The organism is Nocardia sp. NPDC004260 (genome assembly GCF_053603155.1).
In genome coordinates, this window is sequence record NZ_JBSGEZ010000073.1 from 1 (window position 1) to 25,595 (window position 25,595).

Annotated in this window: 15 protein-coding genes and 1 pseudogene; 4 read left to right on the top strand and 12 right to left on the bottom strand. The window is 68.7% G+C overall.

Going from position 1 to position 25,595, the window contains the following annotated elements; genetic code table 11:
- Positions 1–543 precede the first annotated feature (543 nt).
- The 5 genes from ACWEO7_RS30955 to rplN form a co-directional block, all read right to left on the bottom strand.
- Positions 544–1,125, bottom strand: coding sequence for a Uma2 family endonuclease (locus tag ACWEO7_RS30955; protein ID WP_450015035.1), 582 nt, complete (start codon positions 1,123–1,125; stop codon positions 544–546).
- A 120-nt stretch (positions 1,126–1,245) separates the two neighbouring features.
- Positions 1,246–1,431, bottom strand: a complete 186-nt coding sequence (locus ACWEO7_RS30960) for a type Z 30S ribosomal protein S14 (RefSeq protein WP_014981705.1) — start codon at positions 1,429–1,431, stop codon at positions 1,246–1,248.
- Between the two features lie 4 nt (positions 1,432–1,435).
- Complete coding sequence (gene rplE / locus ACWEO7_RS30965; RefSeq protein WP_355076098.1) at positions 1,436–1,999, bottom strand: 50S ribosomal protein L5; 564 nt, start codon at positions 1,997–1,999, stop codon at positions 1,436–1,438.
- Between the two features lies 1 nt (position 2,000).
- Positions 2,001–2,318, bottom strand: coding sequence for a 50S ribosomal protein L24 (gene rplX / locus ACWEO7_RS30970; protein WP_039795507.1), 318 nt, complete (start codon positions 2,316–2,318; stop codon positions 2,001–2,003).
- Position 2,319: 1 nt separating this feature from the next.
- Entirely contained in the window at positions 2,320–2,688 is a 369-nt protein-coding gene (rplN, locus tag ACWEO7_RS30975; RefSeq protein ID WP_039795505.1) for a 50S ribosomal protein L14, read from the bottom strand.
- A 347-nt stretch (positions 2,689–3,035) separates the two neighbouring features.
- Here rplN and ACWEO7_RS30980 point away from each other — a divergent pair, with 347 nt between their 5' ends.
- A complete protein-coding gene (locus tag ACWEO7_RS30980) occupies positions 3,036–5,084 on the top strand; it encodes a M13 family metallopeptidase (protein ID WP_452428454.1) in 2,049 nt (682 codons plus the stop codon).
- A gap of 43 nt (positions 5,085–5,127) precedes the next feature.
- On the opposite strand, the gene ACWEO7_RS30985 is transcribed toward ACWEO7_RS30980, so the two are convergent.
- The gene (locus ACWEO7_RS30985; protein ID WP_412807260.1) at positions 5,128–5,790 is read right to left on the bottom strand and encodes a TetR/AcrR family transcriptional regulator; all 663 of its coding nucleotides are present in this window, start codon (positions 5,788–5,790) and stop codon (positions 5,128–5,130) included.
- 69 nt (positions 5,791–5,859) lie between these two features.
- Here ACWEO7_RS30985 and ACWEO7_RS30990 point away from each other — a divergent pair, with 69 nt between their 5' ends.
- Both ACWEO7_RS30990 and ACWEO7_RS30995 read left to right on the top strand, forming a co-directional pair.
- On the top strand, positions 5,860–7,320 hold the full coding sequence (locus ACWEO7_RS30990) for an MFS transporter (RefSeq protein WP_452428457.1): 1,461 nt from the start codon (positions 5,860–5,862) through the stop codon (positions 7,318–7,320).
- A gap of 51 nt (positions 7,321–7,371) precedes the next feature.
- Entirely contained in the window at positions 7,372–7,761 is a 390-nt protein-coding gene (locus ACWEO7_RS30995; protein ID WP_452428459.1) for a cupin domain-containing protein, read from the top strand.
- A gap of 84 nt (positions 7,762–7,845) precedes the next feature.
- Here ACWEO7_RS30995 and ACWEO7_RS31000 read toward each other — a convergent pair.
- Positions 7,846–7,965, bottom strand: a pseudogene (locus tag ACWEO7_RS31000) (DUF6545 domain-containing protein); the annotation flags it as partial.
- 79 nt (positions 7,966–8,044) lie between these two features.
- Positions 8,045–9,835: an MFS transporter gene (locus ACWEO7_RS31005; protein ID WP_452428461.1), complete on the bottom strand. Its 1,791-nt coding sequence runs from the start codon at positions 9,833–9,835 to the stop codon at positions 8,045–8,047.
- Positions 9,836–9,984: 149 nt separating this feature from the next.
- On the opposite strand from ACWEO7_RS31005, the gene ACWEO7_RS31010 reads away from it, so the two are divergent.
- Positions 9,985–10,965, top strand: a complete 981-nt coding sequence (locus ACWEO7_RS31010; protein ID WP_452428463.1) for an ABC transporter substrate-binding protein — start codon at positions 9,985–9,987, stop codon at positions 10,963–10,965.
- A gap of 282 nt (positions 10,966–11,247) precedes the next feature.
- On the opposite strand, the gene ACWEO7_RS31015 is transcribed toward ACWEO7_RS31010, so the two are convergent.
- The 4 genes from ACWEO7_RS31015 to ACWEO7_RS31030 all read right to left on the bottom strand — a co-directional run bounded on the left by ACWEO7_RS31015 (position 11,248) and on the right by ACWEO7_RS31030 (position 25,590).
- Positions 11,248–14,748: a non-ribosomal peptide synthetase gene (locus ACWEO7_RS31015; RefSeq protein WP_452428465.1), complete on the bottom strand. Its 3,501-nt coding sequence runs from the start codon at positions 14,746–14,748 to the stop codon at positions 11,248–11,250.
- An 82-nt stretch (positions 14,749–14,830) separates the two neighbouring features.
- Positions 14,831–15,907, bottom strand: coding sequence for an MAB_1171c family putative transporter (locus ACWEO7_RS31020; protein ID WP_452428467.1), 1,077 nt, complete (start codon positions 15,905–15,907; stop codon positions 14,831–14,833).
- Between the two features lie 94 nt (positions 15,908–16,001).
- Positions 16,002–21,011 (bottom strand): amino acid adenylation domain-containing protein, encoded by a 5,010-nt coding sequence (locus ACWEO7_RS31025; protein ID WP_452428468.1) that lies wholly within the window; start codon positions 21,009–21,011, stop codon positions 16,002–16,004.
- A gap of 52 nt (positions 21,012–21,063) precedes the next feature.
- Complete coding sequence (locus ACWEO7_RS31030; protein ID WP_452428470.1) at positions 21,064–25,590, bottom strand: amino acid adenylation domain-containing protein; 4,527 nt, start codon at positions 25,588–25,590, stop codon at positions 21,064–21,066.
- Positions 25,591–25,595 lie beyond the last annotated feature (5 nt).

Here is a 25,595-nt window from a genome sequence, read left to right on the forward strand (position 1 = left end):
AACAACTCCACCATCACCGGATCGACCGCCGAGATCACCGCCACGCGAACACGATACCGACTGCCGCTCAACAACTTACGGGACAACCCTTAGCCGATCAGCCGCGTCGGCGTCCGTGTTGTGGAACTTGTCGGCAGACAAAGCCAGCAGAGCGGAGAACTGGTTGAATCGCGCCCGCAACACATCTTTGGCCGTCTTGCTTCTGCCATCGCTACTACTGAGGGCTGTTCCGACAGCGGAGCCCTTCAACTTGCCGGCGACGGGCTCAGCGCCCAGGTGCGGTGCCCGATCGATTCCGTCGGGCAACAGCGCCATAGACCCTGCCGCCGCGCGTAGCGTGTCCGGGTCTACTTCGAATGCCATACTTCCCCCCTTTGAATTCGCACTCGGGACGCCCGCGCATCGCCTGTAGATACCACTTCAGTCCGGGTCGGCCGAGGTCGATACAGCTTAACCGGCTGTCACCAGCCTCCCCAGACTTGCATCAGATGACCACGCCGCTCCCTTCGCCGAGATCGGCGCGGGTGTCGGGTCGGCCAGGCGCTACCGGACCAAGTCGGCGAAGCTGATGTCGCCGAGCACCACGTGCTCCAGGCGGACGAATCCGTCGCGGTGCAGTCGGTGCAGGCGGTATTCGGAGGCGTGGGCGTCGAGGCGGAATTCGCGTACCTCTTCGATGTCGAACTTGGTGTCGAGAACGACAACCAGGTAGAGCGGAATGCCTGCGCGCGCGTACTGAACCTTCTTATCCAACAGGTCTTCGGCGGCGGTGGACGGTGAAGACACCTCGACGATGATCAGTGCGTCAGCGGCTTCCGGCTTCGCTCCGCGCTCGGGCAAGCAGCGGTACACCGTCACATCCGGTCGGCGGAACGTGAACTTCGGTATCCGCCAGAGGACGACATCGATATCCGTCTCGACGCGGATGCACGGTTCGGTGCTCGGTAATTCCTCCATCGAGCCTGCCAAACGGCGTGCCACGCGATTGTGCTCAGGAACCGGAGACTCGCAGACGATCACGTGTCCGTGCACAACCTCGATTTCACGCGCGACACCCTCCGGCAGTTGGCGGTACTGCTCCTCGGTCATCTCGTGCGGCAAGTGGTCCGGTGACTGGATCGTCATGCCCGAAGCCTACCTAGTCAACCGTGGCGAAATCATGATCAAGGATGCGAGCGAGGGCACGGACTCGTAGGAGTCCGTGCCCTCGCTCAGTGTTCAGTTGGTGACGCGCAGAGCGTCAGCTCACCAGGAGCTCTTGTGCACGCCCGGCAGCTCGCCGCGGTGCGCCATCTCGCGCAGGCACACGCGGCAGAGGCCGAACTTGCGGTAGACCGCGTGGGGGCGGCCGCAGCGCTGGCAGCGGGTGTAGGCGCGGACAGCGAACTTCGGCTTGGCGTTGGCCTTGTTGACCAGTGCTTTCTTAGCCATGTGCTCAGTTCTCCTTGAACGGGAAGCCGAGGTGCTTGAGCAGGGCACGGCCTTCTTCGTTGTTGGTCGCGGTGGTCACCACGGTGATGTCCATACCACGCGGACGGTCGATCCGGTCCACGTCGATCTCGTGGAACATCGACTGCTCGCTCAGGCCGAACGTGTAGTTGCCGTTGCCGTCGAACTGCTTCGGCGACAGGCCGCGGAAGTCGCGGATACGCGGCAGCGCGATGGAGACAAGGCGGTCGAGGAACTCCCACATGCGGTCGCCGCGCAGGGTGACCTTCGCGCCGATCGGCATGCCCTCACGCAGCTTGAACTGCGCGATGGACTTGGTCGCCTTGCGGATCTGCGGCTTCTGACCGGTGATCAGGGCCAGGTCCTCGACGGCGCCGTTGATCAGCTTCGCGTCGCGGGCGGCGTCGCCGACACCCATGTTGACGACGACCTTCACCACGCCCGGGATCTGCATCACGTTGGCGTAGGAGAATTCCTTGTTCAGCGCGTCCTTGATCTCTTCGCGGTAGCGCTGCTTCAGCCGGGGCTGCACTTTTTCCGTCGTGGTCATGTCAGATGTCCTTCCCGTTCTTACGGGAGATCCGGACCCGCTTGCCGCTCTCCTCGTCGGTCCGGTAGCCGACGCGGGCCGGCTTGCCGTCGGAGTCGACGACCATCACGTTGGAGACGTGGATGGGGGCTTCCTGGGTCACGATGCCGCCCGAGGAGGCGCCGCGCTGGTTGGCGGAATTCGCGACGTGCTTCTTGATCCGGTTCACGCCCTCGACGAGGACCCGGTTCTCCTTCGGGTAGGCCTGGATGACCTTGCCCTTGGCGCCCTTGTCCTTGCCCGAGATGACGAGCACGGTGTCACCCTTGTGCACCTTCATGTCAGAGCACCTCCGGAGCCAGCGACACGATCTTCATGAACTTCTTGTCGCGCAGCTCGCGGCCCACCGGGCCGAAGATGCGGGTGCCGCGCGGGTCGTTGTCCGCCTTGATGAGCACGGCCGCGTTCTCGTCGAACTTGATGTAGGAACCATCCGGACGACGGCGCTCCTTGGTGGTGCGCACGACGACGGCCTTGACGACGTCACCCCGCTTCACGTTGCCGCCGGGGATGGCGTCCTTCACGGTAGCGACGATGATGTCGCCGATACCGGCATAGCGACGCGACGAACCGCCGAGAACGCGGATGCAAAGGATCTCCTTTGCGCCCGTGTTGTCGGCGACGCGCAGTCGCGACTCCTGCTGAATCACTTCAGCGTCCTCCTTGACCTGGACGTATGTGCACGCCGGATTGCCGACCCGACGGGCATGGTCGGTCGCCCTCCGGACGCGCGCCTGCCAGCGGTTTTCTCGGTTCGAGCCAGAAACGCGGAACCAACCACTGGGGGTTCACTGCCGGATTGCGGGCACAGCTCCCGCAGGCAACCGGTCTAGTGTATGGGAATCCGCAGGTCGTTCCCAAATCGGGGGTGGTCGTCGGCCCGCGCGACGACGCCCGTTCCCAATCCGGGCCGGACCGGCGCCGCGCCGGTAGCCTCGTGTCCTGCAAGGCTGCCTTCGTACACCAGCGGCACCGCCGCGTCGGGGAGAGGATTCTCGTGACATCTACCGGTCGGCCAGCGAAGCTGGATCGTCGTGCCTTCCTGATCGCCCTCGGAGCCGTCCCGGCCGCCGCCGCGCTGGTCGCCTGTTCGGACGACACCGAACCCGCGAGCAGGACGCTGACCGGCGTCGATCTCGGCGGAGCGGACGAGACGATACGGCCGCAGGACGACCTGTACCGGCACGTCAACGGGAAATGGCTGCGCGAGTACCAGCTGCCGCCGGACAAGGTCAGCTACGGCTCGGGCAGCGAGGCGGGCGAACGCACCGAGCAGCAGTTGCGCGAGATCATCGACGGTATCCGCGACCCGAAGCCCGGCTCGGAAGAACAGCAGATCAGGGATCTCTACGACGCCAGGGTGGACTGGGACGAGATCGAGCGGCTCGGCATGACGCCGCTGGCGCCGCTGTTCGCGAAGATCGATGGCGCCGCCACCAAGCCGGAGCTGGCCAAGGTGATGGCCGAGTTGCCGATCGGCGGGCTGATCGGGCTCGGCATCGGCGTCGACCGGAAGAATTCCAACGCCTACATCCCTTCGGTCGGCCAGTCCGGACTCGGGCTCGGGGAGCAGTACTACCGGAAACCTGAATACGCGGAGGTGCTCGGGCAGTACCGCACCTTCCTCGAGCGCGTCGCCGCGGGCGCGGGATGGGCCGACCCGGCCGGTGTCGCTCAGCGGGTGTTCGATCTGGAGAAGCGCATCGCCCCCGCGCACTGGGACAACGTACGCAACCGCGACACCGACGCGACCTACAACGTCTACAGCTGGACCGATATGACGGCGCTGGCCCCGGGCTTCGACTGGGATCCGTGGCTGGCGGGCAACACCGACCGCCCACGCGAGTTGTTCGCGACGATCGTGGTCAACCAGCCGTCCTTCATCACGGCAGCGGGTCAGCTGTGGGCCGAGGTGGACATCGCCACGTGGCGGGACTACTTGAAGTTGGCCGTGTTGCGGGAGTTCGCGCCCTATCTGCCGAAGGCCGTCAACGACGCGAATTTCGATTTCAAGGGCAGGATTCTCAACGGACAGGACGAGCGCCCCGAACGCTGGAAGTACGGCGTGAGCATCGTCGACGACAAGCTCGGCGAGCAGCTCGGGAAACTCTATGTGGCCAAGCATTTCCCGCCGGAAGCCAAGGATCGCGCCAAGGAGATGCTCGCCGACGTGGTCGCGGCCTACCGAGAGAACTTCACCAATTCGACCTGGATGTCGCCTGCCACCAGGGCGGCATCGCTGGCGAAGCTGGACAAGATCGATCCCAAGATCGGTTATCCGGACAAGTGGGTCGACTACTCGAAGCTGAAGATCACCAAAGGCAAGCTGATCGAGTCGTTGCTCGCCATCAACGAGTTCGAGGTCAAGCGGACGTTCGCGCGCCTTGGCACCCCCGTCGACAAGACCGAATGGGGGATGTCGCCGCAAACGGTGAACGCCTACTATTCCGCGACGTCCAACCAGATCGTCTTCCCGGCCGCCTACCTTCAGCCGCCCTTCTTCGACAAGGACGCTCTGCCCGCGGTCAATTTCGGTGCGGTCGGGTCCACCATCGGGCACGAGATCGGCCACGGCTTCGACGACCAGGGCTCCAAGTACGACGGCGACGGCAACCGCCGCGACTGGTGGACGCCAGAGGATCGGGCGGCGTTCGACGCCAAGGCCAAACAACTGGTCGACCAATACAACGCGCTCGTCCCGGAGGGGCTGGAGCCGAATCAGCACGTCAACGGCGAACTCACCTTGGGCGAGAACCTCGCCGATCTGCGCGGACTGCAGATCACGCTGGCCGCCTTCCGCATCGCCGAAAAGCGCCGCGGGATCGACAATCCCGACTACCGCACCATGTTCCTGTCCTGGGCCCGCAGCTGGCGTGAGAAGCAGACGAAAGAACTCACCGTCCGCTACCTCAGCACCGACACCCACTCCCCCAACGAATTCCGCTGCAACCAGGTCGTGCGCAATCTCGACGAGTTCTACAAGGCTTTCGAGCTGAAAGAAGGCGACAAGTTGTACATGCCGCCCGACCAGCGGGTGACATTCTGAGCGAAGCGAGGTTCGAGCCTGCCCGTCGCGGCGGGCTCGATCGCTATGCGGACCGGAGCAGACCGTCGATGAGCGCGGCGAGGCCCAGGTCATAGGTGTCCTGAGCGGCCAGGGACAGGTAGTCGGAACCGAGGGCAGCCAAGCGGGGGAAGCTGTCGGCGTCGAGGTCGGCGAAGACTTGTGCGCGGAAGGTGGGGCGGTCCTCCGCGGCTCTGCGAGCGGATCGGGCGCGCACGATGAGGTCGCCCGCGGTGTAATGCCAGATGACGCGGTACGCCTGGGCGGCGCGGTCCAGCGGTAGGCCTCCCGCGACGAATCCGTCCACGATGGATTCGCTGACCCAGAGCGCCGAGACGCCCAAAAGGTCGTCGGCGGTGAGGATTTCGACGATCCACGGCCGTGCGGCGAGCACGTCGTGCATGGCGCGCGCCGCGACGCGGACGCGCTCGCGCGGCTCCTCCGGCAGGTCCGGCCACGCCACCTGGTCGGCATACTCGTTGAGCAGTAGGCGCAGCAGGTCCTCCTTGTCCCGGACGTGGTGGTAGAGCGCCATCGGCGTGCAGCCGAGTTCGGTGGCGAGGCGGCGCATGGTCAGCTTCGCCACGCCCTCGGCGTCGATCACCGAGTTGGCCGCCGCGAGGATCTCCGCTCGGGAGATACGCGCAGGTCGACCGGTGCGTTGTGGCTGCGACGACGAACTCGGCATCCGTCCATCTTCGCCCATCCGCAGAACCGGGTGTGGACACGGGGCGACTCGCGGCGTTACTTTCTATACATGTATAAAAACTCTCGCGGGCGGCCCGGCGTCGCTCTGACGGCGGTGGCCGTCGCGCAGTTCATGGTCGCGTTGGACATGGCGGTGGTGAACGTGGCGCTGCCGGCCATCCGCGCCGATCTGGGCTTCGCGCCGGTCGATCTGGCCTGGGTGGTGCACGTCTACGCGCTGACTTTCGGCGGGTTCCTGCTGCTGGGTGGAAAGGCGTGCGACCTGTTCGGGCGGCGCAGGTTGTTCACCGGCGGGCTCGTGGCGTTCGGCATCGCCTCGCTGGTGGGCGGGTTCGCGCAGGAGCCATGGCAACTCGTCGCCGCGCGGGCCGTCCAGGGACTCGCGGCGGCGGCCGTGGCGCCCGCCGCCTTGGCCACATTGACCACAACATTTCCGGAAGGTCCCGCCCGGGTGCGAGCGCTCGGCGTGTGGAGCGCGGTGAACGCGGCGGGTGGCGCGATCGGCGTGCTGGTGGGCGGATTGCTGACCGAGTACGCCAACTGGCGCTGGGTGATGCTCGTCAACGTCCCGATCGTGGTGATCGCATTGGTCGCGGCGGTTGCCGGTGTGGCGGCCGATCGAGTGAGCGGGCGAGCGCGGATCGATGTGCCGGGCGCCGTCCTGGCCACCGGTGGAATAGGTTTGCTGGTGGTCGGCGTGGTGCGGACCGAACACCACGGTTGGTTCTCCGCCGCCACAGCCCTCACGCTCGGGGCGGGTGCGATCCTGCTCGCGGCTTTTCTCGCGGTCGAGGCGCGCACGTCGACACCATTGGTTCGGCTCGGACTGTTCGGCAACCGCTGGGTGGCCGGAGCGAACGTGTTCGTGCTCTTCGCGGCGGCGGGCCAATTCAGCGCGTTCTATCTGCTGTCGCTGTATCAGCAGCAGGTCCTGGGCATGAGCGCGGGCGCGGCCGGTGCGGCTTTCGTACCGTTCTCGCTCAGTGTCATCGTCGGGACGGTGGTGGCCACTCGCGTGAGCGGCCGCCGGTCCCCAAAAGCGGCACTCGTCATCGGCGGGGTGCTCACCACGGCGGGTATCGGCTGGTTCGCTTTCATCAGCGCCGACGGCAGCTTCCTCACCGACGTACTAGGTCCCTCGCTGTTGGGCGGCTTCGGCCTCGGACTGTGCCTGGCTCCCGTGGCCGCCGCCGCGAACATGGGCGTCGCGCCCCACGAAGCGGGAATGGCTTCCGGGGCCTTCAACAGCGCGCGGCAGCTCGGCGGGTGTGTCGGGGTGGCCGCACTCGCCACCGTCGCGGCGACGCGCACCGGAGACAGCGTCGCGCCCGCGGCGCTGAACGACGGTTACGCCCTCGCGCTGTGCTGCGCGGCGGGACTTTTCGCCGTGGCGAGCGTCGTCGCCGCGACTGTGCTGCCGAGGACGCATCGCACGATTTCCACGCCCAGAGGAGACAGGATGCGGCCGAAAGGCGAGATGACCGCCGCGTTTTCCGCCGCGCGCCCATGAAGACCAAGAAATGCCCGAAAAGTTTCATCCATTCCGACGAGAGGAAGCATCGTGAACCAGACCCCGATCGATTTGTTCGGCCGCGCCATCCATTTCGGCCACGACGGCCACGTAGCAGCCGGTGAACGCCGGATGAGCACCGGCGACGGCGACTGGCAGCTCGCCACGTTCCACGTCGAATCCGATGCCGATGTGCACGCCGACCACTGGGAAGTCCATCCCGGCAGCGACGAAGCGGTGTGCTGCCTGACCGGCGCGTTGCGTCTCTACCTGCGACCGGAGCACGCGGGCGACGACGAGACGATGGTGCGCCTCACCGCGGGCACCGCGTTCGTCGTCCCCCGCAACCGCTGGCACCGCATCGAACTCGACGAACCGTCCGACATCATGTCCGTCGGCCTGCGCCACGAGACCCGCCAGGAGCCCGTCACCGCACGGTGATCCGCCCCAACGGTGCTCGCGCACGGGTCGCGTGTGCGAGCACCGCGGGGGCTGATCTCCGGTCGTGCCCGCATGGTCCTCCGCCAAAACCACTTCCGGGACCACGGCGGTGAGGTCTCGCCACAGCGGCCGCAGTCGACGGCAGGCCCGGCCGGTCCGATCCCATCCCGCCCGCGCCAGCAGCGCCGTGACCACGGGAATCATGGTCAGCAGGGTTACGGCGGAGAACCGTATGCCGTCGCTCGGCGTGGGGCCAGCCCGGGCGCGAAACCGCCGCGGTGTCTCAGCGCACGGGCACCGCGGCGGACGCGTCCTCCGCGACCCGATCGGCTTCGGCGAGTTCGGCGGCCTCGTCGTAGACGTACTTCTCGCCGATGAACCACGACGCCACGGCCGCCAGGAGCATCATCACCGCCGCCGAGACGAACACCACGAGCAATCCGGAGTGGAACGGGCCGGTGAGCAGGTTCGGGAAGAACTCCTGGCCCGTCAGGGTTTCGGCGTTGACGCCGGGCTTGTCGAGTTCACCCGACGGTCCGAGCAGCTCCTGGATCGGGTTGTAGCCGAGGAACGCGGCGAACATGCTCGCCACCGGCGGCATGCCGGCGAGTTCGGCGGCGGCTCCGGTGGAGACGCCCTGTGCGCGCAGACCGGAGTCCAGCGCCGATGGCAGGCTCGCCGCCAGTCCGAGGACCATCAGGGAGAAGAAGATTCCCATGGACAGCGCGTTGCCGCCGTTGAAGAGGGTGCCGCGCATCCCGGAGGCCGCGCCGCGCTGGGCGGCGGGAACGCTGGACATGATGGCGGCGGTGTTCGGCGAGAAGAACAGCCCGCTGCCGATGCCGTTGAGCACGGTGATCAACGCGAACAGCCAGTAGTCGAAGTTCACCGGGATGACCAGCAGCAAGATGAAGGTCGCGCCGGTCAGCAACGCGCCTCCGGTGGTGAACAGCCGGGGCCCGTAGCGATCGGACAGCCAGCCCGAGATCGGGCCGGCGGCGAGGAAGCCGATGGTCAACGGCAGCAGGTAGATGCCCGCCCACAGCGGGGTGGACTCGAAGTCGTACCCGTGTAGCGGAAGCCAGATGCCCTGTAGCCAGATGATGAGCATGAACTGCATGCCGCCACGTCCGATCGAGACCATCAGATTGGCGAAGTTGCCGAGACCGAAGGCGCGGTGGCGGAACAGGCCCAGGTGGAACATCGGATCGGGGACCCTCGTCTCCACTACACAGAACGCAGCCAGCAGGAGAAGGCCGCCGAGTACAGCGGCCAGCACCCACGGGCTCGTCCAGCCGGTCGCGTGGCCGCCGTAGGGCTGGATGCCGTAGGTGATGCCGGTGAGCAGCGCCGTGAGTCCGAGACCGAAGGTGATGGTGCCCGCCCAGTCCAGTTTGCCCGAGGTCCGGATGCCGACCTCGTGCAGCGAACGATAGGACCAGACCGCGCCGAGAACGGCGATCGGGACACTGACCCAGAACACCGCCCGCCAATCCCATTCCGACAGCACGCCGCCGATGAGCAGGCCGAAGAACGAACCGGCCACCGCGGCGACCATGTTGATGCCGAGCGCGGTGCCGCGCTGGCTCGCGGGGAAGGCATCGGTGAGGATCGCCGAGGAGTTGGCCGTCAGCATCGCGCCGCCGACACCCTGGACGACGCGCCAGACGATGATCCACAACGCGCCCGCGCCCCCGTGCCACGGATCGAAGGACAGGGCGACCGCCGACAGCGCGAAGATGGTGAAGCCGAGGTTGTAAACCCGTACCCGGCCGAAGATGTCGCCGAGCCGCCCGAACATCACCACCAGCACGGCGGTGGCGAGCAGGTAACCCATCAGCATCCACAGCAGGTACCCGACATTGCCCGCCTCGAGTGGGTTGAGCCCGACGCCGCGGAAGATCGCGGGCAGCGAGATCAGCACGATCGAGGAATTGATCGCCGTGAGCAGGACACCCAGCGTGGTGTTGGTCAGGACGATCCACTTGTAGCGCGGATGGTCCCGGTCGTAGCGCAACCGGCGCCGGATGGTTCGGACATCACCCGGATCGACTTCGATGGATGGATTCGTCACGGACAGCCCCTCACCAGATAGTTACCACCGGAAACTATATAGTTAGCCGATGCAACCATCAAACGGAGCCACCTCCACCGAGCGCCGATACCACCTCGGAGCTACATAGGTTAGCCTTAGCTAGCTTACTGGAAGGGAAGGTGTGGCAGATGAACTCTGTTCGGACGCGCGGCCGTTGGTCGCGGGCGGCGCTGACGGTGCTGACGGGAGTCCTCGCCCTCGGCCTGGCCGCGTGCGGATCGGCGGAGGACGACTCGGCGTCCGGCGGCGAGCAGGTGACCATCCATCACGCCCGCGGCGAGACGACCGTCGAAGGCACTCCGAACAAGATCGTCGCCCTCGGCAACCAGTGGCTGGACGCCACGCTCGCGCTCGGCGTCGTGCCCGTCGGATACCTCGACAATGTCGCGATCGCCTCCAAGAGCACCCCGCCGTGGGAGCCGGAGAGCCTCGCATCGGCGAAGGCGCTCACCAGCACCGGGAACCTCGCCGAGCAGGTCGCCGCGCTGGAGCCGGACCTGATCCTGGTCGATCCGTTCATCGCCGACCAGAAGACCTACGACGAACTCTCCCGGGTCGCGCCCACGTTGCCCGCCCTGAGCAAAGCGGCGGTAGCACCCTGGCAGGACCAGATCACCACCCTCGGCAAGGTGCTGCACAAGCCGGACGAGGCCGGCAAGGTGATCGCGAAGGTGGATGACAAGGTCGCCGCGATCGCCGCCGCGAACCCCGGATTGAAGGGCAAGACGTTCGCCAGTACCTGGCTGGCCGGTCCGGCACAGCTCATGGTGTTGACCGACCCCGACGACGGATCGTCGAAGGTCTTCACCCAATTGGGTCTCGGCATTCCGACGAACCTCACCGACCTGCCCGCCAATCAGGGCAGGCTGGCCCTGTCCCCGGAGCGGGTCGACGAATTGACCGCCGACCTCTTGCTGGCCGGCTACGCCCCCGGCTTGGATGAGAAGTTCCGGCAGCTACCCGGCTACGCCGACCTGCCCGCGGTCGAGAAGGGCTCGGTCGTGTTCCTCACCACCCAGGAGATCAGCGCCGTGAACACGCCGACGGCGCTCTCGGTGCCGTACATCCTCGACAAGCTGGAACCCGCCTTCGCCGCCGCGGCGAAATAGGCGCCGCGTCAGTCGGTCCGGCCCGGCAAGCGGTCGGCCCGCGATCCCTTGCCCGCCACCGCATGTCCACAGCAGACCCGATTCGCTTTGCGGGACGGGTGGGCTCCACCAGACCGCGCCGCTGGTAGAGCGGAAGTCGAGATGATCGTCTCGGCGACGGACTAGGCCCGGCGCAGTCGGACCGGCATCGGCGCTGAGGAGCAACGCGGGCATACCTCGCCGCCCCTCATCGGAATCGATCCGGGGAGAGGCGGCCGCACGTTGTGGACAACCGCGACCCGTTCACGTCTGCGCGAGGATCTCCTCGTCCGTCATCGCGGCGACCTCGAGGTAGAGCCGGGCCACCGCGGACAACCTGCCCTCCGCGCCGTGCCGGGTCTCGCGCTCCCGCAGGCACTCGGCGAGCCGGGCGACGGTGCGTGCGGCGAACAGGTCCGCGACCAGCGCGTGCTCGGCTTGCAACCACTCGCGGACGCGGGCGATGACAGTCGTGGCGAGCACGGAATCGCCGCCGCGGCCGAAGAAGTCGTCGTGCACGCCGATCGCATCGATGCCGAGGACGGTCGCGACGATGTCGGCGAGCGCGGCCTCCACGTCGTCGCGTGGGGCGGTCTCCCGGTCCTCCTCCACCCCTGGCTCGAGCAGGGCGACCACGGCGCGGCGGTCCAATTTCCCATTGGCGGTCAACGGCATCTGCTCGAGGAGCTCGATCCGAACGGGGATCATGTAACCGGGCAACAGGTCCGCGAGCGCCGTGGCGATGTCGCCGATCTCGTCCAGGTCACCCGCGACGGCGGCGACCAGCTTGGGTGCGCCCGCACCGACGACCGCCGCGACGGCGTGCCGGACGCCGGGCACCGTGCGCAACGCGGTCTCGACCTCGCCGAGTTCGACCCGGTATCCGCGGATCTGGACCTGATGGTCGGCACGGCCGAGGAATTCGATCGTGCCGTCGGGCCAGTACCTGGCCATATCGCCGGTCTTGTACCAGCGGATGCCGTCGTGTTCGACGAAGCGTTCCGCGGTGCGCTCCGGGTCGTTGCGGTAGCCCGCGGCGACACCGACGCCGCCGACCCACAGTTCACCCGGCACCCAGTCCGGGCAGTCGCGGCCGGCGGGAGACACGACGCGGCATCGGACGTTGCGCAACGGAACGCCGAACGGCACGGTCGCCCAGTGTGCGGGCGGCTCACCCGTCACCTCGCAGATGGTGGTGTGAATGGAGGTCTCGGTCGCGCCGCCGAGCCCGGCGAATCGGCAACCCGGCGCCTGCGCCGACAGCCTGCGAGCGAGATCGGCGCCGACCCAGTCCCCGCCGAGGATGGCCGCGCGCAGCGAATCGCCCAACTGATCACCGCCGATCTCCAAGATCATGTCCAGCATGCTCGGCACGCAGTTGAGAATCGAGACCCGATGCGTGCGCAGCAGTTCCACCCAGCTGGACGGGTCGGCGCGCTGCTCCGGATCGACGGTCACGACCGCGCCGCCCACCGCGAACAAGCCGAAGATGTCGTAGACCGAGAGGTCGAATTCCAGCGCGGACAGGCCCAGCGAGCGGTCGGCGCCGCCGACGCCGAACCACTCGTTCAACGCGTCGATGGTGTTCATCGCGCCGCGGTGTGGGATCTCGACGCCCTTGGGCACGCCGGTCGACCCGGAGGTGAACAGCACGTAGGCGATATCGCCGGTGTCCGGGTAGACGGGGGCCGCGAGCGGCTCCGCATAGGCACTGGCCGCGTCGATGGACAGGCACGTGATCGGTGCGCCCAGGTCCGCGCCCTCGACCGTCAGCGCCGCGTGGACACCGCCGGTGCGGAGGATCTCCGCCCGGCGGCCGGCAGGCTGATCGAATCCGATGGGCACGTAGGTCGCCCCGGCGGCGAGCACACCGAGCACGGCGGTGACCTGGGCCTGCCCCTTCGGCAGCGCGACGGCGACCGCGTCGCCCGGCTCCACGCCCTCGGCGCGCAAGGCCCCCGCCACCGCCAGCGCGCGAGCGGCCAACTCTCCGTAGCTCCAGGCGCCTTGGTCGTCGCCCAGGCCCCAGACCACCGCGGGCGCTTCGGGATTCGCCGCCGCGTTGTCGAAGAACCCCTGGTGCAGGGACCGCCCGCCGACCGGGCCGTCGGTGGCGTTGACCGCGGCGCGCACCGCGGCCTGGTCGACCGGCAGCCGCACGGCGGCCTCCGCGTCCCACCCTGCCGCCCCGTCACCGAGCCGCCCGATCGCCGCGCGGTACCAGGCGAACATGGCGTCGATCATGCCCTCGGGGAAGGCCGACGCGCGCACGTCCCAGTTCAACAACAGCCCGCCGCGGACCTCGGTGACCTGCGCGTCGAGCAGTACCTGCGGGCCCTGCGAGATGATCCACACGGGCTCACCGAAGGTCTCGGTGACCGTGTCTGCGAACAGCTCGCCCAAGTTCAGCGCGCTGGTGTAGACGACCGGGGCCAGCACGGGTTCACCGCGATGCCTACCCAGATCCCGCAGCACTTCGAGGCCGGAATACGCGGTATGCGCGCCGCTTTCGTGCATGCCGCGCTGCAACGTGCGGGCGCGCTCGGTGACCGACATGCTGTCGGTGACGTCCACCTCCAGCATGATCGAGGACGTGAAGTCGCCGATCACCCGATCGATGTCGGGGTGCACCGGGTCCCGGTGGAACAGCGGCACGTTCAGCAGGAATCGGCTCTGCGCCGACCAACCGCCGATGGTCTCGGCGAATACCGCGGCCAGCGCCATGGCCGGAGTGATGCCGCGCTCGTGTGCGGCGGCGAGCAACCGCTGCTTGGCTTCCGGCGCCAGCCAGTGGTCGTAGCGCACGGTGCGATTCGGGTCGGTGCGCTCACTTACCGGCACGGTGGGAAGTTCCGGCGCGCCAGGCAATTCCGGCAGCCGCTCCTGCCACCACTGCCGGTCGCGCTCGCGAGCCGTGCCGTCCCCCTGGGGCTCGGTGCGGTGCCGGCGATAGGTGTAGCCGGGGACCGGCACGGCCCTCCCGTGGTACAGATCGGCCAGATCGGCGATCAGGACCCGGTAGCTCATGGCGTCGCCCGCGAGCATGTCGACATCCAGGTGCAGTCGACTGCGGTCCGCGTCGCGCAAGGTGAGCGTGACATCGATGACCTGACCGTCTTCGATGGCCAGACGCTGGTGGGTCTTGCGGTCACGCAGCTCGGCGAGCGCGGCATCGGCCGCCTCGGGCGACCGATCACGTAGGTCGACGACCTCGAACACCGGCCTCCCGGGTGCGGTCATGGTCTGCTGGGTGCCATCCGGCAGGAACCTGGTGCGCAGCATGGGATGGGCGGCGACCAGATCGGCCACCGCGCGCTCCAGCCGCTCCGGATCGATACGACCGCCGTCGAATTCGATGTACAGGTGCGCCGCGACGCCGCCGAGCTCTTGTTCGTCGGAGCGGCCGATCCAGTACGCGTGCTGCATGGTGGCCAAGGGGAAGGGCGCCGCCTCGTCGTGCGCGGTCGCCACCGGCACGACAGTCACCGAATCTGCCGCCCGCCCGGCCTCGCTCGCACCGAGCAGGCCGTGCCAGGCAGCCACCGTGGGGCTGGCCGCCAGCTGAGCGAAGTTGATGTCGGCGCCGCGTTTGCGCCAGCCGCCCGCGAGCTTCATAGTGCGAATCGAGTCCAGCCCCAGTTGGATGAGGTCGTCGTGATCGGCGATCTCCGTGGCGGCGAGCCCCAGTTGGTCGGCCACCGCGGACCGGATCTCCTCCCGGCCGATGTCCACCGTTCCTTCCGCCCGACGCTGTGTCGACTCCATCGCGCTGCCACTCCTTGTCTGCCGCCGAAACCTGCGGTCTGGACTGCTGGGGCACAGCTTAGTCGACCCTAAATAGGTTTGCCTAACCTACATCGGCGCGTGCTTTCGGCCATTCCCGCGCCAATTCGAGCAATTGCCGCAAGCCGTTGGCACGATCGCGACCACCGGTCGCCACGGCGGCGAACGGGGCGGTCGGTGTGACCGGACGCAGCCCGGCGGCTCGGGACCGGATGGCGAGGGCGATCTGCCGGGCATAATCGCCGACGCCATGAACCGCGTCGGCGGCCTCCCGCCCCGGCGCGGGCGACGGCATATACGGCTTCAAATGCAAAAGCGCGTCTTGGATCTCCACCGTCATCCGATAGAGCCGGGACGCCGCGCCGCCGTCTCCGTCGTCGGACCGGCCCAACACGACTTCCGGGACGGCGGCGGTCAGGTCACACCACAGCGGACGCAGACGGCGGCAGCGCCGACCGGCCTTATCCAGCCCCGCGCGCGTCAGCACAGCGGTGAAAAGCGGTATCGCCGTGAGCGTCGCGATGATCAATACACAGAAGAAGGACGAGTTCGCCAGCACGTTCCCCGGATGGCTCGGCGGGACGCCGAAGAGCGCGCGGACCACGGTGACCACTGCCGCCGCGGCCCAGTAGACCGCGAGGAACAGCAGCGCCGAATACGTCAGCTTCTCCTTCGTCATCCGCGCGGCGGTGCGCAACTCTCGGAGACTGGCCTGGGCGACCAGATATCCGCTGGCCACCATGGGCAACTCCGACAACGTCCACACGATCTCGTCCAAACCGACGTGCAGCACGTTCCCTGCCACGGGCGAAAAGATCAGTGTCGAAATCGCACTCACGGCGGCGACGGTGGCGTAGATCTTCTGCCGTCGCAGCATGACCTCGGGATCAGCACCCGACGCCAGTTGCGCGAGCACCAGGACGACGGCGGTGGTCATCAGTCCGCAGCACAGGAACAGTCGCTGCCCGAGTTGCGCGGACCCCGCCGCCGCGGCAGCGACATAGAGCGCCAGACCGCACAGATTCCACGCCCACGCATGGTTGATCATGCGATCGGTGACACTGTCCGCGACCAGGAACCACCGGCCGAGCGTGATCGCCGCGATAGTCAGAATGACCGGGAACATGATCCAAACAGACACCGAATCCATCGAGGCGCAACCCTAATCGTCGCTGCCCTCAGGTCCAATGGCAGTGCGCCGGTCGCGGTGTGCGACCGTGACCGGCGCACCCGAATCAGCGCTGCGCGGACCAGGATTCGCGCAGCATGGCCAACGCGTCACCGGACAGGCCCGAGGCCGACATCGGCTCGTACCGGTGCTCCTCCGGCGCAGGCGTGCCCGCCGCCTGATCGGCGGCCGCGTCGACGGCCGCCGCCAGTTCGTGCAGCGTGAAGTGCTCGAAGATCAGCTGCGGGGTGAGCGCCAGGCCCGCCTCGCCCGCTCGCGCGGCCCACTGGATCGCGATGACGCTGTCTCCGCCGAGCGCGAAGAATCCGTCCGTGCGGTCCACGTCGGTGATCTCCAGTAATTCCTCCAACAGCGCCGCCAGAGCGCGCTCGGTCTCGGTCCGCGGCGGGCCCGCCTCGGCCTCGCCGACCGTGGCCTCGGACGCCGCGTGGCGCACAACGGTACGCGCGGTGTCCCAGCCCCGCGGCGCGAGGTTCGATTCCCGCACCGCGGTATCGGGTTTCGTGGCGAACGCGGTCAAGATCCGCACCAGCGTGTCGGCGAATTCCTCGCCGGAGGACGGGTCGTAGAGCTCCGAGTTGACCACCACCCGCACCAGCAACTCGCCACCGGGCTCCACCAGGAAGTCCAGGTGGAAGTCCATGAACGCGGCGTCGTACTGCGGTGTGAGGGGGGTGAGGGTGGTCTCGGCGGTGAAGCCGACGGTCGGCGCGGTGTGGCCGAACTGCATGATCACCTGGAACAGCGGATTGCGGCCGAGCACCCGGGGCGGGTTGAGCGTTTCCACGATCCGCTCGAACGGCACGTCCTGGTGTCCGAGAGCGCCGAGCGCCGATTCGCGCACCCGCTGGAGCACGATTCGCGGCGACGGGTCGCCCGAAAGATCGTTGCGCAGCACCATCATGTCGGCGAACAGGCCGATCAGCCGGTCCACCGACGGCCAGGGCCGGTTGGCGACCGTCGCGCCGATCGGCACGTCGTCACCGCCGCCGAGGGTGTGCACCAGCACCGCTGCCGCTGCCTGGCACAGCATGAACTCGGTCGCGCCGGTCGTCTCCGCCAGCGATCGCAGTGCCTGCCATGTTTCGGCCGCGACGATGCGGGTCGCGCTGACACCGGCATAGCCCAGCCGCGCGGGACGCGGGCGGTCGTGGCCGACCGCGATCTCCACCGGCAGGCCCACCAAGGCCGCGCGCCAGTAGTCGAGTTGCGCTTTGCCGTATTCGCTCAGGTCGCCGCGGCCGGGGGCGTGGTCGAAGGTATCGCGTTGCCACACCGCGAAGTCGGCGAAGTGCAGCGCCGGTTCCGGCCAGGACGGAGCCGTGCCGCTCACCCGCGCGCGGTAGGCGACGGTGAGGTCCTCGAGGAAGACCCGGCACGATTCCCGGTCGGTGACCATGTGATGGGTCAGCACCGACAGCACGTGGGTCCGCTCGTCCAGCACGAACAGGCGCAAGCGGAGCAGCGACTCCCCGGCCAGGTCGAACACATGGTTCGCCTCGGCCGCCAGCGCCTCGTCCAGGCGAGCGCCGTCGAGCGCGGTGCGCGGCAACTCGACCGGTCCCGCCGGGGCCACCCGCTGGTACGGCGTGCCCTCGTGCTCCGGGAAGCTGGTGCGCAACGACTCGTGGCGGGCGATGACGTCGCCGAGCGCCGCGGTGAGCGAGGCGATGTCGAGCTCGCCGTCGAAGCGGATGGCGAACCGGAAGTTCTCCCACCCGAACGGGCCTTCCAGCTTGCGCCGCAGCCACAGCGCCCGCTGCGAGTACGACAGCGGAATACGTTCGGGGCGTGGTCGTTTCGTCGGCATCGCGGCGTTGTCCCCGGAGGGCAGGCCGGAGGGAACGACCTCGTCGAGATTCTCGCCGAACCGATCGTGGTACCGGGCCACCAGATGCGCGGCGAGCCCGGCGACCGTCGGGGTGTCGAACGCCGCGCGCACGTCGATGTCGATCCCGAAGGTGTCGCGCACCAGGGCGACCAGCCGGGCCGCGAGCAGGGAGTGGCCGCCGAGTTCGAAGAACGAGTCGTCGGCGCCCACTCGCTCGGTGTCGAACAGCTCGCCGTACAGCGCGGCGAGCCGGATCTCGGTGGGCGATTCGGGCGCCCGATACGTGCGTGTCCGCGTCAGCTCCGGCTCCGGCAGCGCGCGGCGATCGAGCTTGCCGTGGGCGCTCAACGGCACTTCATCGATCACGGCGAAGGCCGCGGGGACCATGTGCTCGGGCAGCGTCGTCGCGACCGTCGCGCGCACCTGCTGGAGGTCGATCTCGCTTCCCGGCGCGGGCACCAGGTACGCGGCCAGGATCGGGCCGAGCCGCTCGTGCTCGGTGACGATCGCGACGCACTGCGCGACGCCGGGGTGATCGGCCACCGCAGCCTCCACCTCACCGAGTTCGATGCGGAACCCGCGCACCTTCACCTGTTCGTCGGCGCGGCCGACGAATTCGATCTCGCCGTCGGCGGTGCGCCGGGCGAGATCGCCGGTGCGGTACAGCCTTCCGCCGGGTAGGAAGGGGTCGGCGACGAACCGCTCCGCGGTCAGGGCGGGCCGATCCAGGTAACCGCGCGCGAGCTGGCGTCCGCCCAGGTAGATCTCGCCGATCACGCCCGGCGGGACCAGCCGCAGCGAGTCGTCGAGCAAGTAGACGTAGACGTTGCGGTTCGGGAATCCGATCGGCACGATCCTGGTGCCCTGCGGCCCGTCGACCGGCATGGACGTCGAGCACACCACCGCTTCCGTCGGCCCGTAGTGGTTGCGCAGGTCGGCGTCGAATTGCGCGGCGAACCGGTCGGCGATCTCACCGGGCAGCGCCTCGCCGCCGACCGGCACGTGCCGCAACGCCCGCCAGTCGTTCGCCTCGGGAAGCATGAGGAAAGTGGCCAGCAGCGAGGGCACCATGTGCAGCACGGTGATCCCGTGGCGGGCGATCAGCTCGGCGACGTACGGAATATCGCGGTAGGCGTTCGGTTTCGGGACGACGATGCTCGCGCCCGCGATCAGCGGCAGGAAGATGTCGGCCAGCGACGCGTCGAAGCTCACCGAGGTGGCCTGCAACACCCGCTCCGGGACGCTGGCGTCCCAGTCGGCGGCGAAGTTCACCAGGTGATCGGCGATCGCGTCGTGCGGCACGGGCACGCCCTTGGGCTGTCCGGTGGAGCCCGAGGTGTAGATCACGTAGGCGATGTTCGACGGGCGCAGCGGCGACTCGCGTTCGGCGTCGGTGGGATTCGTGTCCGGCCCGTCGACCGCCTCGGTCATCGCCGCCGCGATCGCTTCGGCGTCGAACGACAGCGCCGGACGCGCGTCCGACAGCAGATAGTCGATGCGGTCCGGTGGATAGGCCGGATCGATCGGCAGGTACGCGCCGCCCGACTTGAGCACCGCGAGGCTCGCGATGATGAATTCGATGGAGTTCGCCATGCGCAGCGCGACGAGCTGCTCGGCGCCGACGCCGCGCCGGATCAGCCAGTGCGCCAGGCGATTCGCCCGCCGATTCAACTCGCCGTAGGTGAGTTCGGCTTCGTCGGATACCACCGCGACGCGATCGGGGGTCGCCGCGGCCTGCCGCTGGACCAGCTCGACCAGCGTTGTCGCGGGCGCGTCGACGAGCGGACCGTGCGATGCCGCGACGATGTCCGCGCGGTCGGCGGCGCCGAGCATATCGATCGCGCGGACCGGCTGCCGTGGATCGCGCACCGCGTCGGTGAGCAATGCCAGATAGTGGCGCAGCAATTGCGCCACTACCGACCGGTCCAGCTCGTCGACGAGGTAGGTGGCCTCCACGCGCGCGCCCGCGTCGTCCAGGACGACCATCAGTCCCAGCGGCTCCTGCGCGACCGTGCTTCCCCACGGCAGCTCGGTGGAGCGGACCCCGGCGAGATCGAACCCGTTCGCCCCGCCGCGCACGCTGAAGCTCAGCTGCACGAGCTGGGCCAGGCCGTCGCTGCCCGCGATCCGGTCCGAGCTCACCTCGCGGACGACCCGCTCGACGCCGATCCCTTGATGCGCGAACGCGTCGCGGGCGGCGTCCCTCGTCACGTCGACCAACTCGGCGAAGCCGATCCCAGGATGGATGCGGGCGCGCAACAGCAGCGTGTTCCCGAAATAGCCGATCAGCGCCTCGGCGTCGCTACCGCGGCGGTCGGTCACCGGCACCGCGACGAGGAAGTCCGTCGCCGCGGTGTACCGCTGGACCAGCGCCTGAAAGGCGGCCAGCAACACCATGAACGGGGTGGCCGAACGATCACGCGCGATCTCGGTGACCCGGTCCAGCAGTTCCTTGGGCAAGGGCAGCACGCACTTGTCGGCGTTGCGCGTGGCCGCGCCACCGGCGAGCGTTCCGGGCAACTCGAGTCGCTCCGGAAGCGGAGTCAACCGCTCGCGCCAGTACGCCAGGTCGGCGTCGTCTTCGGCGGGCCGCCCGGCGAGCGACACGTCCACATACTGTGCACGGATCTCCGCCTGCGGGTCACCGCGGTAGGCGGCATTGAGCTCGGCGAAGAAGACCGACCAGGAGTCGTCGTCCCAGGCGATGTGGTGGATCGTCAGCACGAGCACGTGTTCGGCCGGACCGGTGCGCGCCAACGTCACCCGCAGCGGCGACTCGGAGGTCAGATCGAACGGACGCGCGAACTCCCGTCTCGCCAGAACCTCGAGCCTCCTGCCGCGGCCTTCCTCGGAGAGATCCGTGAGATCGTGCTGCTGCCACACCGGCCCCAGCTCGGCGTGTGCCGTTTGATACGGCTCGCCGTCCGCGCCGACGTGATAGGTGGTGCGCAGGATCTCGTGCCGCGCCACGACGGTGTCGAAGGCGGCGCGCAACCGTGCGCTATCCAACGGACCGTCGAGTCGGTAGCCGACGCAGACGTTGAGCGTGGTGTCCTCCGGCGCGACCGTCTGCACGAACCACATCCGCTGCTGCGCGGACGAGAGCGGAGCCGGTTCGCCGAGGCGCCTGCCGCGCGCGGGTCGCGCGGGCGCGGGCGCGAGTTGCTGTTCGCGCAGTCGCTGCCGCAGCAGGCGCTTGCGCCGCTCGAGAATCTCGTCTGACATGGTGGGTCCTTCGGGCTGGGTTCGGATGGACTGAGTGGCTCGGCGATCGCGGTCAGTCGGCGCCGACGGTCACCACGGAGATCGCGCGCGAGAGGGCCACGACGGCGTCGTGCCAGAGCTCGGCGAGCCGGTCGACGTCCGCGCCGGTGAACACCGCCTCGCTCCAGCGGAGCATGGTGACCAGCTGGGGCCCCTCGGTGGTGGTCCGCACCGCCGAGACGACGTCGAGCGCGTAGCGCAGCGGGAAGTCGGGCTCCGCGACGAGCGGAAGGCACTCGTGCAACGCCAGATCCGGGATCGGCGCCCACGGCCGTCCCGCACCGGCCAGGTCGAACCGGCCCAGGTAGTCGAAGAGCACCTGCGGCTGCGGCGCATCGACCAGTTCGGGGATTCGCGCGAGGTAGCGCAGCACGCCGAAGTCCACGCCGCCGTTCGGCTGTTCGGCCAGGTGTGCCGCGACGTGTTCGAGCAGTGCGGCGGCGCGTACCGGATCGGTCTGCGCGGTGGCCACATCCACGCTCTCGGCGCCCGCTCCGAGCCGGGCGGGCACGATGCTGGTGAACCAGCCCACCGTGTGCGCGCTGTCGACGTCGGCGCCGAGCACCGCGTCCTCTCTGCCGTGTCCTTCCAGCGCGAGATACGCGCCCGCCGTGGGGTCCTGACCGCGTTCCAGACGCCAGCTCGCCAGCGTCATCGTCAAAGCGGCGAGCAGGAATTCGCGGACTCCCGCCGCGCCGCCGAGGCTGTCCAGGATGGTGGCGCTCGTCTCGGCCGGGGTGGGCACGGGATGGACCCGGTAGGAAGCCCAGGTGTCGGTCCTGGGATCGGGCAGCCGCGCGCCGAGCACCGGGTCCGGGGCGGTGACCTGGCGCGTCCAGTAGTCGCGCTGGGCCGTGACCGCTTCGGCGCCCGCGCGTTCGCGCAACAGCCGGGCCCACTGCCGGTAGCCGGTGTGCTCGACCGCCGGGACAGGTGTCCGTCCCGCGGCCACCTCGGCCCAGTACGCGGCGAGGTCGGCGGAGATGACGTACCAGGAGACCGGGTCGACGGCCAGGTGGTGGATGGTGAGCAGCAGCACGTCCGGTGCGCCGGACCTGGTGAACCACACCGCGCGCACCAGATCTCCGGTGGACGGGTCGATCTCGTCGGTGGCCACACGGCCGTGTGCCACCAGCGTCGCGTGGAAGTCGTCGCCTTCCTCGACCCGGGACAGGATGTCCTGCGCTCGGACGCTGCCCGGGGCGCGCGTGTGCAGGTCGTATCCCTCGGGTGTGGTGACGAAACGGGCCCGCAGCATGTCGTGTCCGTCGAGCAACGCCTGCAGCACCGCCGTCAGGCCGCCCTGGTCGACGCCGTCGGGCAACTCGAGCAGATTGCTGAGCGTGAGTCTGCGGTAGCCCCCGTACTCGTGCATCCACGACACGATCGGGGTCGGGCCGACCGGCCCGTAGCCCTCCGAACTCGTCGCGCGCTCGCGACCGGCTTCCGCGTCGATCCGCGCGGCGAGTTCCCGGATCGTGGCGGCGCCGAGGACCGCCTTCGGGCTGATCGAGAGACCGTCCCGCCGCAGCCGGTTCACCAGGGAGATCGCCACGATGCTGTCCATGCCGAGGCCGATCAGATCGTCATCGATGCTCGGGACCGGACCGCCGGACAGTTCGGCGATCGCGTCGCACAGACGGTGCTCGGTGCCGGTGCGCGCCGTCTCCGCTCCCGGCCCGGCGGCCCGGTCCTCGGCGAGCATCGCGAGCCGTTTCGCATCGAGTTTTCCGTTGCTGGTCACCGGCAACCGCTCGACCACCACGATCCGGTTCGGCACCATGTAACCGGGCAGCCGATCGGCCAGCGCGGCGCGCAGCCGCACCGCGTCGAGACCGTCGCCCACCGCGAACGCCGCCAGGCTCGGACCACCCGTACGGCGCACCACGACGACCGCCGCGGCCCGCACCCCGGGCAAGGCGAGCAGAGCTGTCTCGATATCGCCGATCTCGATCCGGTAGCCGCGAATCTTCACCTGATCGTCCGCCCGGCCGACGTAGGCGAGATCGCCCGAGGGCAAGCGGCGCACGAGATCGCCCGTGCGATACATCCGTTCACCGGCACGGTGTGGATCGGCGACGAATCGGCCCACGGTGGTTCCCGGCATGCCGACGTAACCACGCGCGACCTGAGCGCCCGAGAGATACAGCTCGCCCACGACGCCGACCGGCACCTGGCGCAGCCGCGAATCCAGCACGTAGCCGGTCATTCCGGTGACCGGCGCCCCGATAGCCGGTTCGGCATCGCCATCGCGCACCGCCGCGACCACCGCCTCCACCGTCGTCTCGGTGGGGCCGTAGCAGTTGTGCACGGCGGTGCCGGGCAGGGCGCACAACTGTTTCCACAGCGGCACACCGATGGCCTCGCCGCCGAGCGCCAGCACGGACAGCGGCGTGACGCCCGCCTCGACCAGTCCGGCCGCCGCCAGCTGAGCGAACATCGACGGGGTCGTGTCGATCATGTCCAGTCCGTGCCGGACGATGCCGTCGACCAGGCGTCGCGCGTCGCGCATCTCCTCGGCGTCGAACAGGTGGACGGCATGTCCGTCGAACAGTCCGATCAGCGGCTGCCAGGAGGCGTCGAAGCTGAGCGACCAGGCGTGCGCGATCCGCAACGGCCGCCCGAGCCGCGCCACCGCGGGCCGATACACCCGGTCGCGGTGGTCGGCGAAGTACGCGGCCAGCGCGGCATGGGTGCCGACGACGCCTTTCGGCTCGCCGGTGGAGCCGGAGGTGAAGATCAGATAGGCGGCCTGGTCGGGGTGGCCTGGCGCGGGCGCGAGCACCGGAAGCCCATCGGAGAGTCCGTTTACTACCAGCACTTCCGGACGCTCGGCGATTTCGTCGAGCGCGGAGAGTCCCGAGGTACCGACCAGGATCGAGCGCGGACGGGACCGGCGCACGATCGATTCGATCCGGGCCGCGGGCAGCGTGATATCGACGGGCACATACGCCGCACCGGTCGCCAGTACGGCGAGAATCGCCACGATCGACTGCGCCGAACGCGGCAGCGCCAAGGCGACGACCTCTTCCGGACCGGCCCCGTGTGCGACCAGCGCGCTCGCCAATCGCCCTGCGGCATCGAAGAGTTCGCGGTAGGTGTAGCGATCGTTTCCGGTGCTGAGGGCGAGCGCGTCCGGCGTGGCGGCGACTTGGCGCGCGAACAGCTCCCACACGGTCACACCGCGCACGTCGGCGGCGATCGGCGCCGGTGGCGGCGCGGTCTCGCCCGGCAGCAAAACATCGAGCGCGTCGGGCCCCCGCTCGCCGATCGCGGGCAGTTGCCGCAGCACCGAGAGCAACCGCGCCCCGATGCCGGGTCCGGACAGGCCGCGCAGCGCCGCCTGCACCGCCTCGACCGTCACCACCAGCTGCTTCTCGTACAGGAACGAGGTCACCGCGAGCGGATAGTGCGTCAAACTCTCCGAGGTCATCGGCCGCACCCGAACGCCGTCCGCGATGTCGATGGGGCGCAGGATGTCGGACATCGGCGCGTTCTCGAACACGAACAGGGTGTCGAACAGCGTGCCGGAGCCCACCGACCGCTGGATCGCCGACAGGCTGACGTAGGCGAGATCACGCATCGGAGCCGACTCGCGTTGCATTCGCCTGCAGTCCCCCACCACGTTCTCGGCCCCGACCGCCACCCGGACGGGGACGGTGTTGATGAACAGCCCGATCATGGTCTCGACCCCGGACAGTTCGTCGGGCCGCCCCGAGACGGTGCTGCCGAAGACCACGTCGCGCCGGTCGGTCAAGCTGCCGAGGACAACGGCCCAGGCGTACTGCACGACGGTGTTCATCGTCAGGCCGTTCGACCGCGCCCACGCCGTCAACCGGCTGGTGTCGGCCGCGTCCAGGGTGACCGTGTCGATGCTGGGCACGATCGTGTCGACCGCCGAATCGCCACGGTCGGCGAGGATCAGCGGATCGAGGTCGCCGAGGTATTCGCGCCAGGAGCGCAACGCGGCGTCGCTGTCGCGGGCCGACAGCCAGCCGATGTAGTCCCGGTAGGGGCGGGGCTCGGGCAGCGCCTCCGCCGCGCCGCCTGCCTGGTACAGGGCGAACAGTTCCCGGAAGAACACGCCGAGCGACCAGCCGTCCAGCAGGATGTGGTGCGCGGTCAGCACCAGGCGCCGAGTGCCGTCCGGCAATTTCAGCAGCAGCACGCGCAGCAGCGGGCCGCGGGTCAGGTCGAACGGCGCGCGCGTCTCGGCCGTGATGACGGCGTCGAGGTCGCCCGGGTCCACTTCGCGTTCGGCCCAGGGTAACTCGGCAGTGGCAGGCACGATCTGCACCGGCCGCGGCAGGTCGCGGTCCCAGAACGACGCGCGCAGATTCGGGTGCCGCCGCAGGATGGCCGCGACGCTTCGGCGCAGCAATGCCACGTCGACGGGACCGGCGATCTCGTACACGAACCGCAGCGCGTACAGATCGCCCTCCCCGGCCAGCCTGGCCAGCGAGAACAACCCCTCCTGCAACGGGCTCAACGCCAGTACGTCCTCGATCTCCGGCATGGGCGTCTGCGTGTTCTCCGGCATCGAGC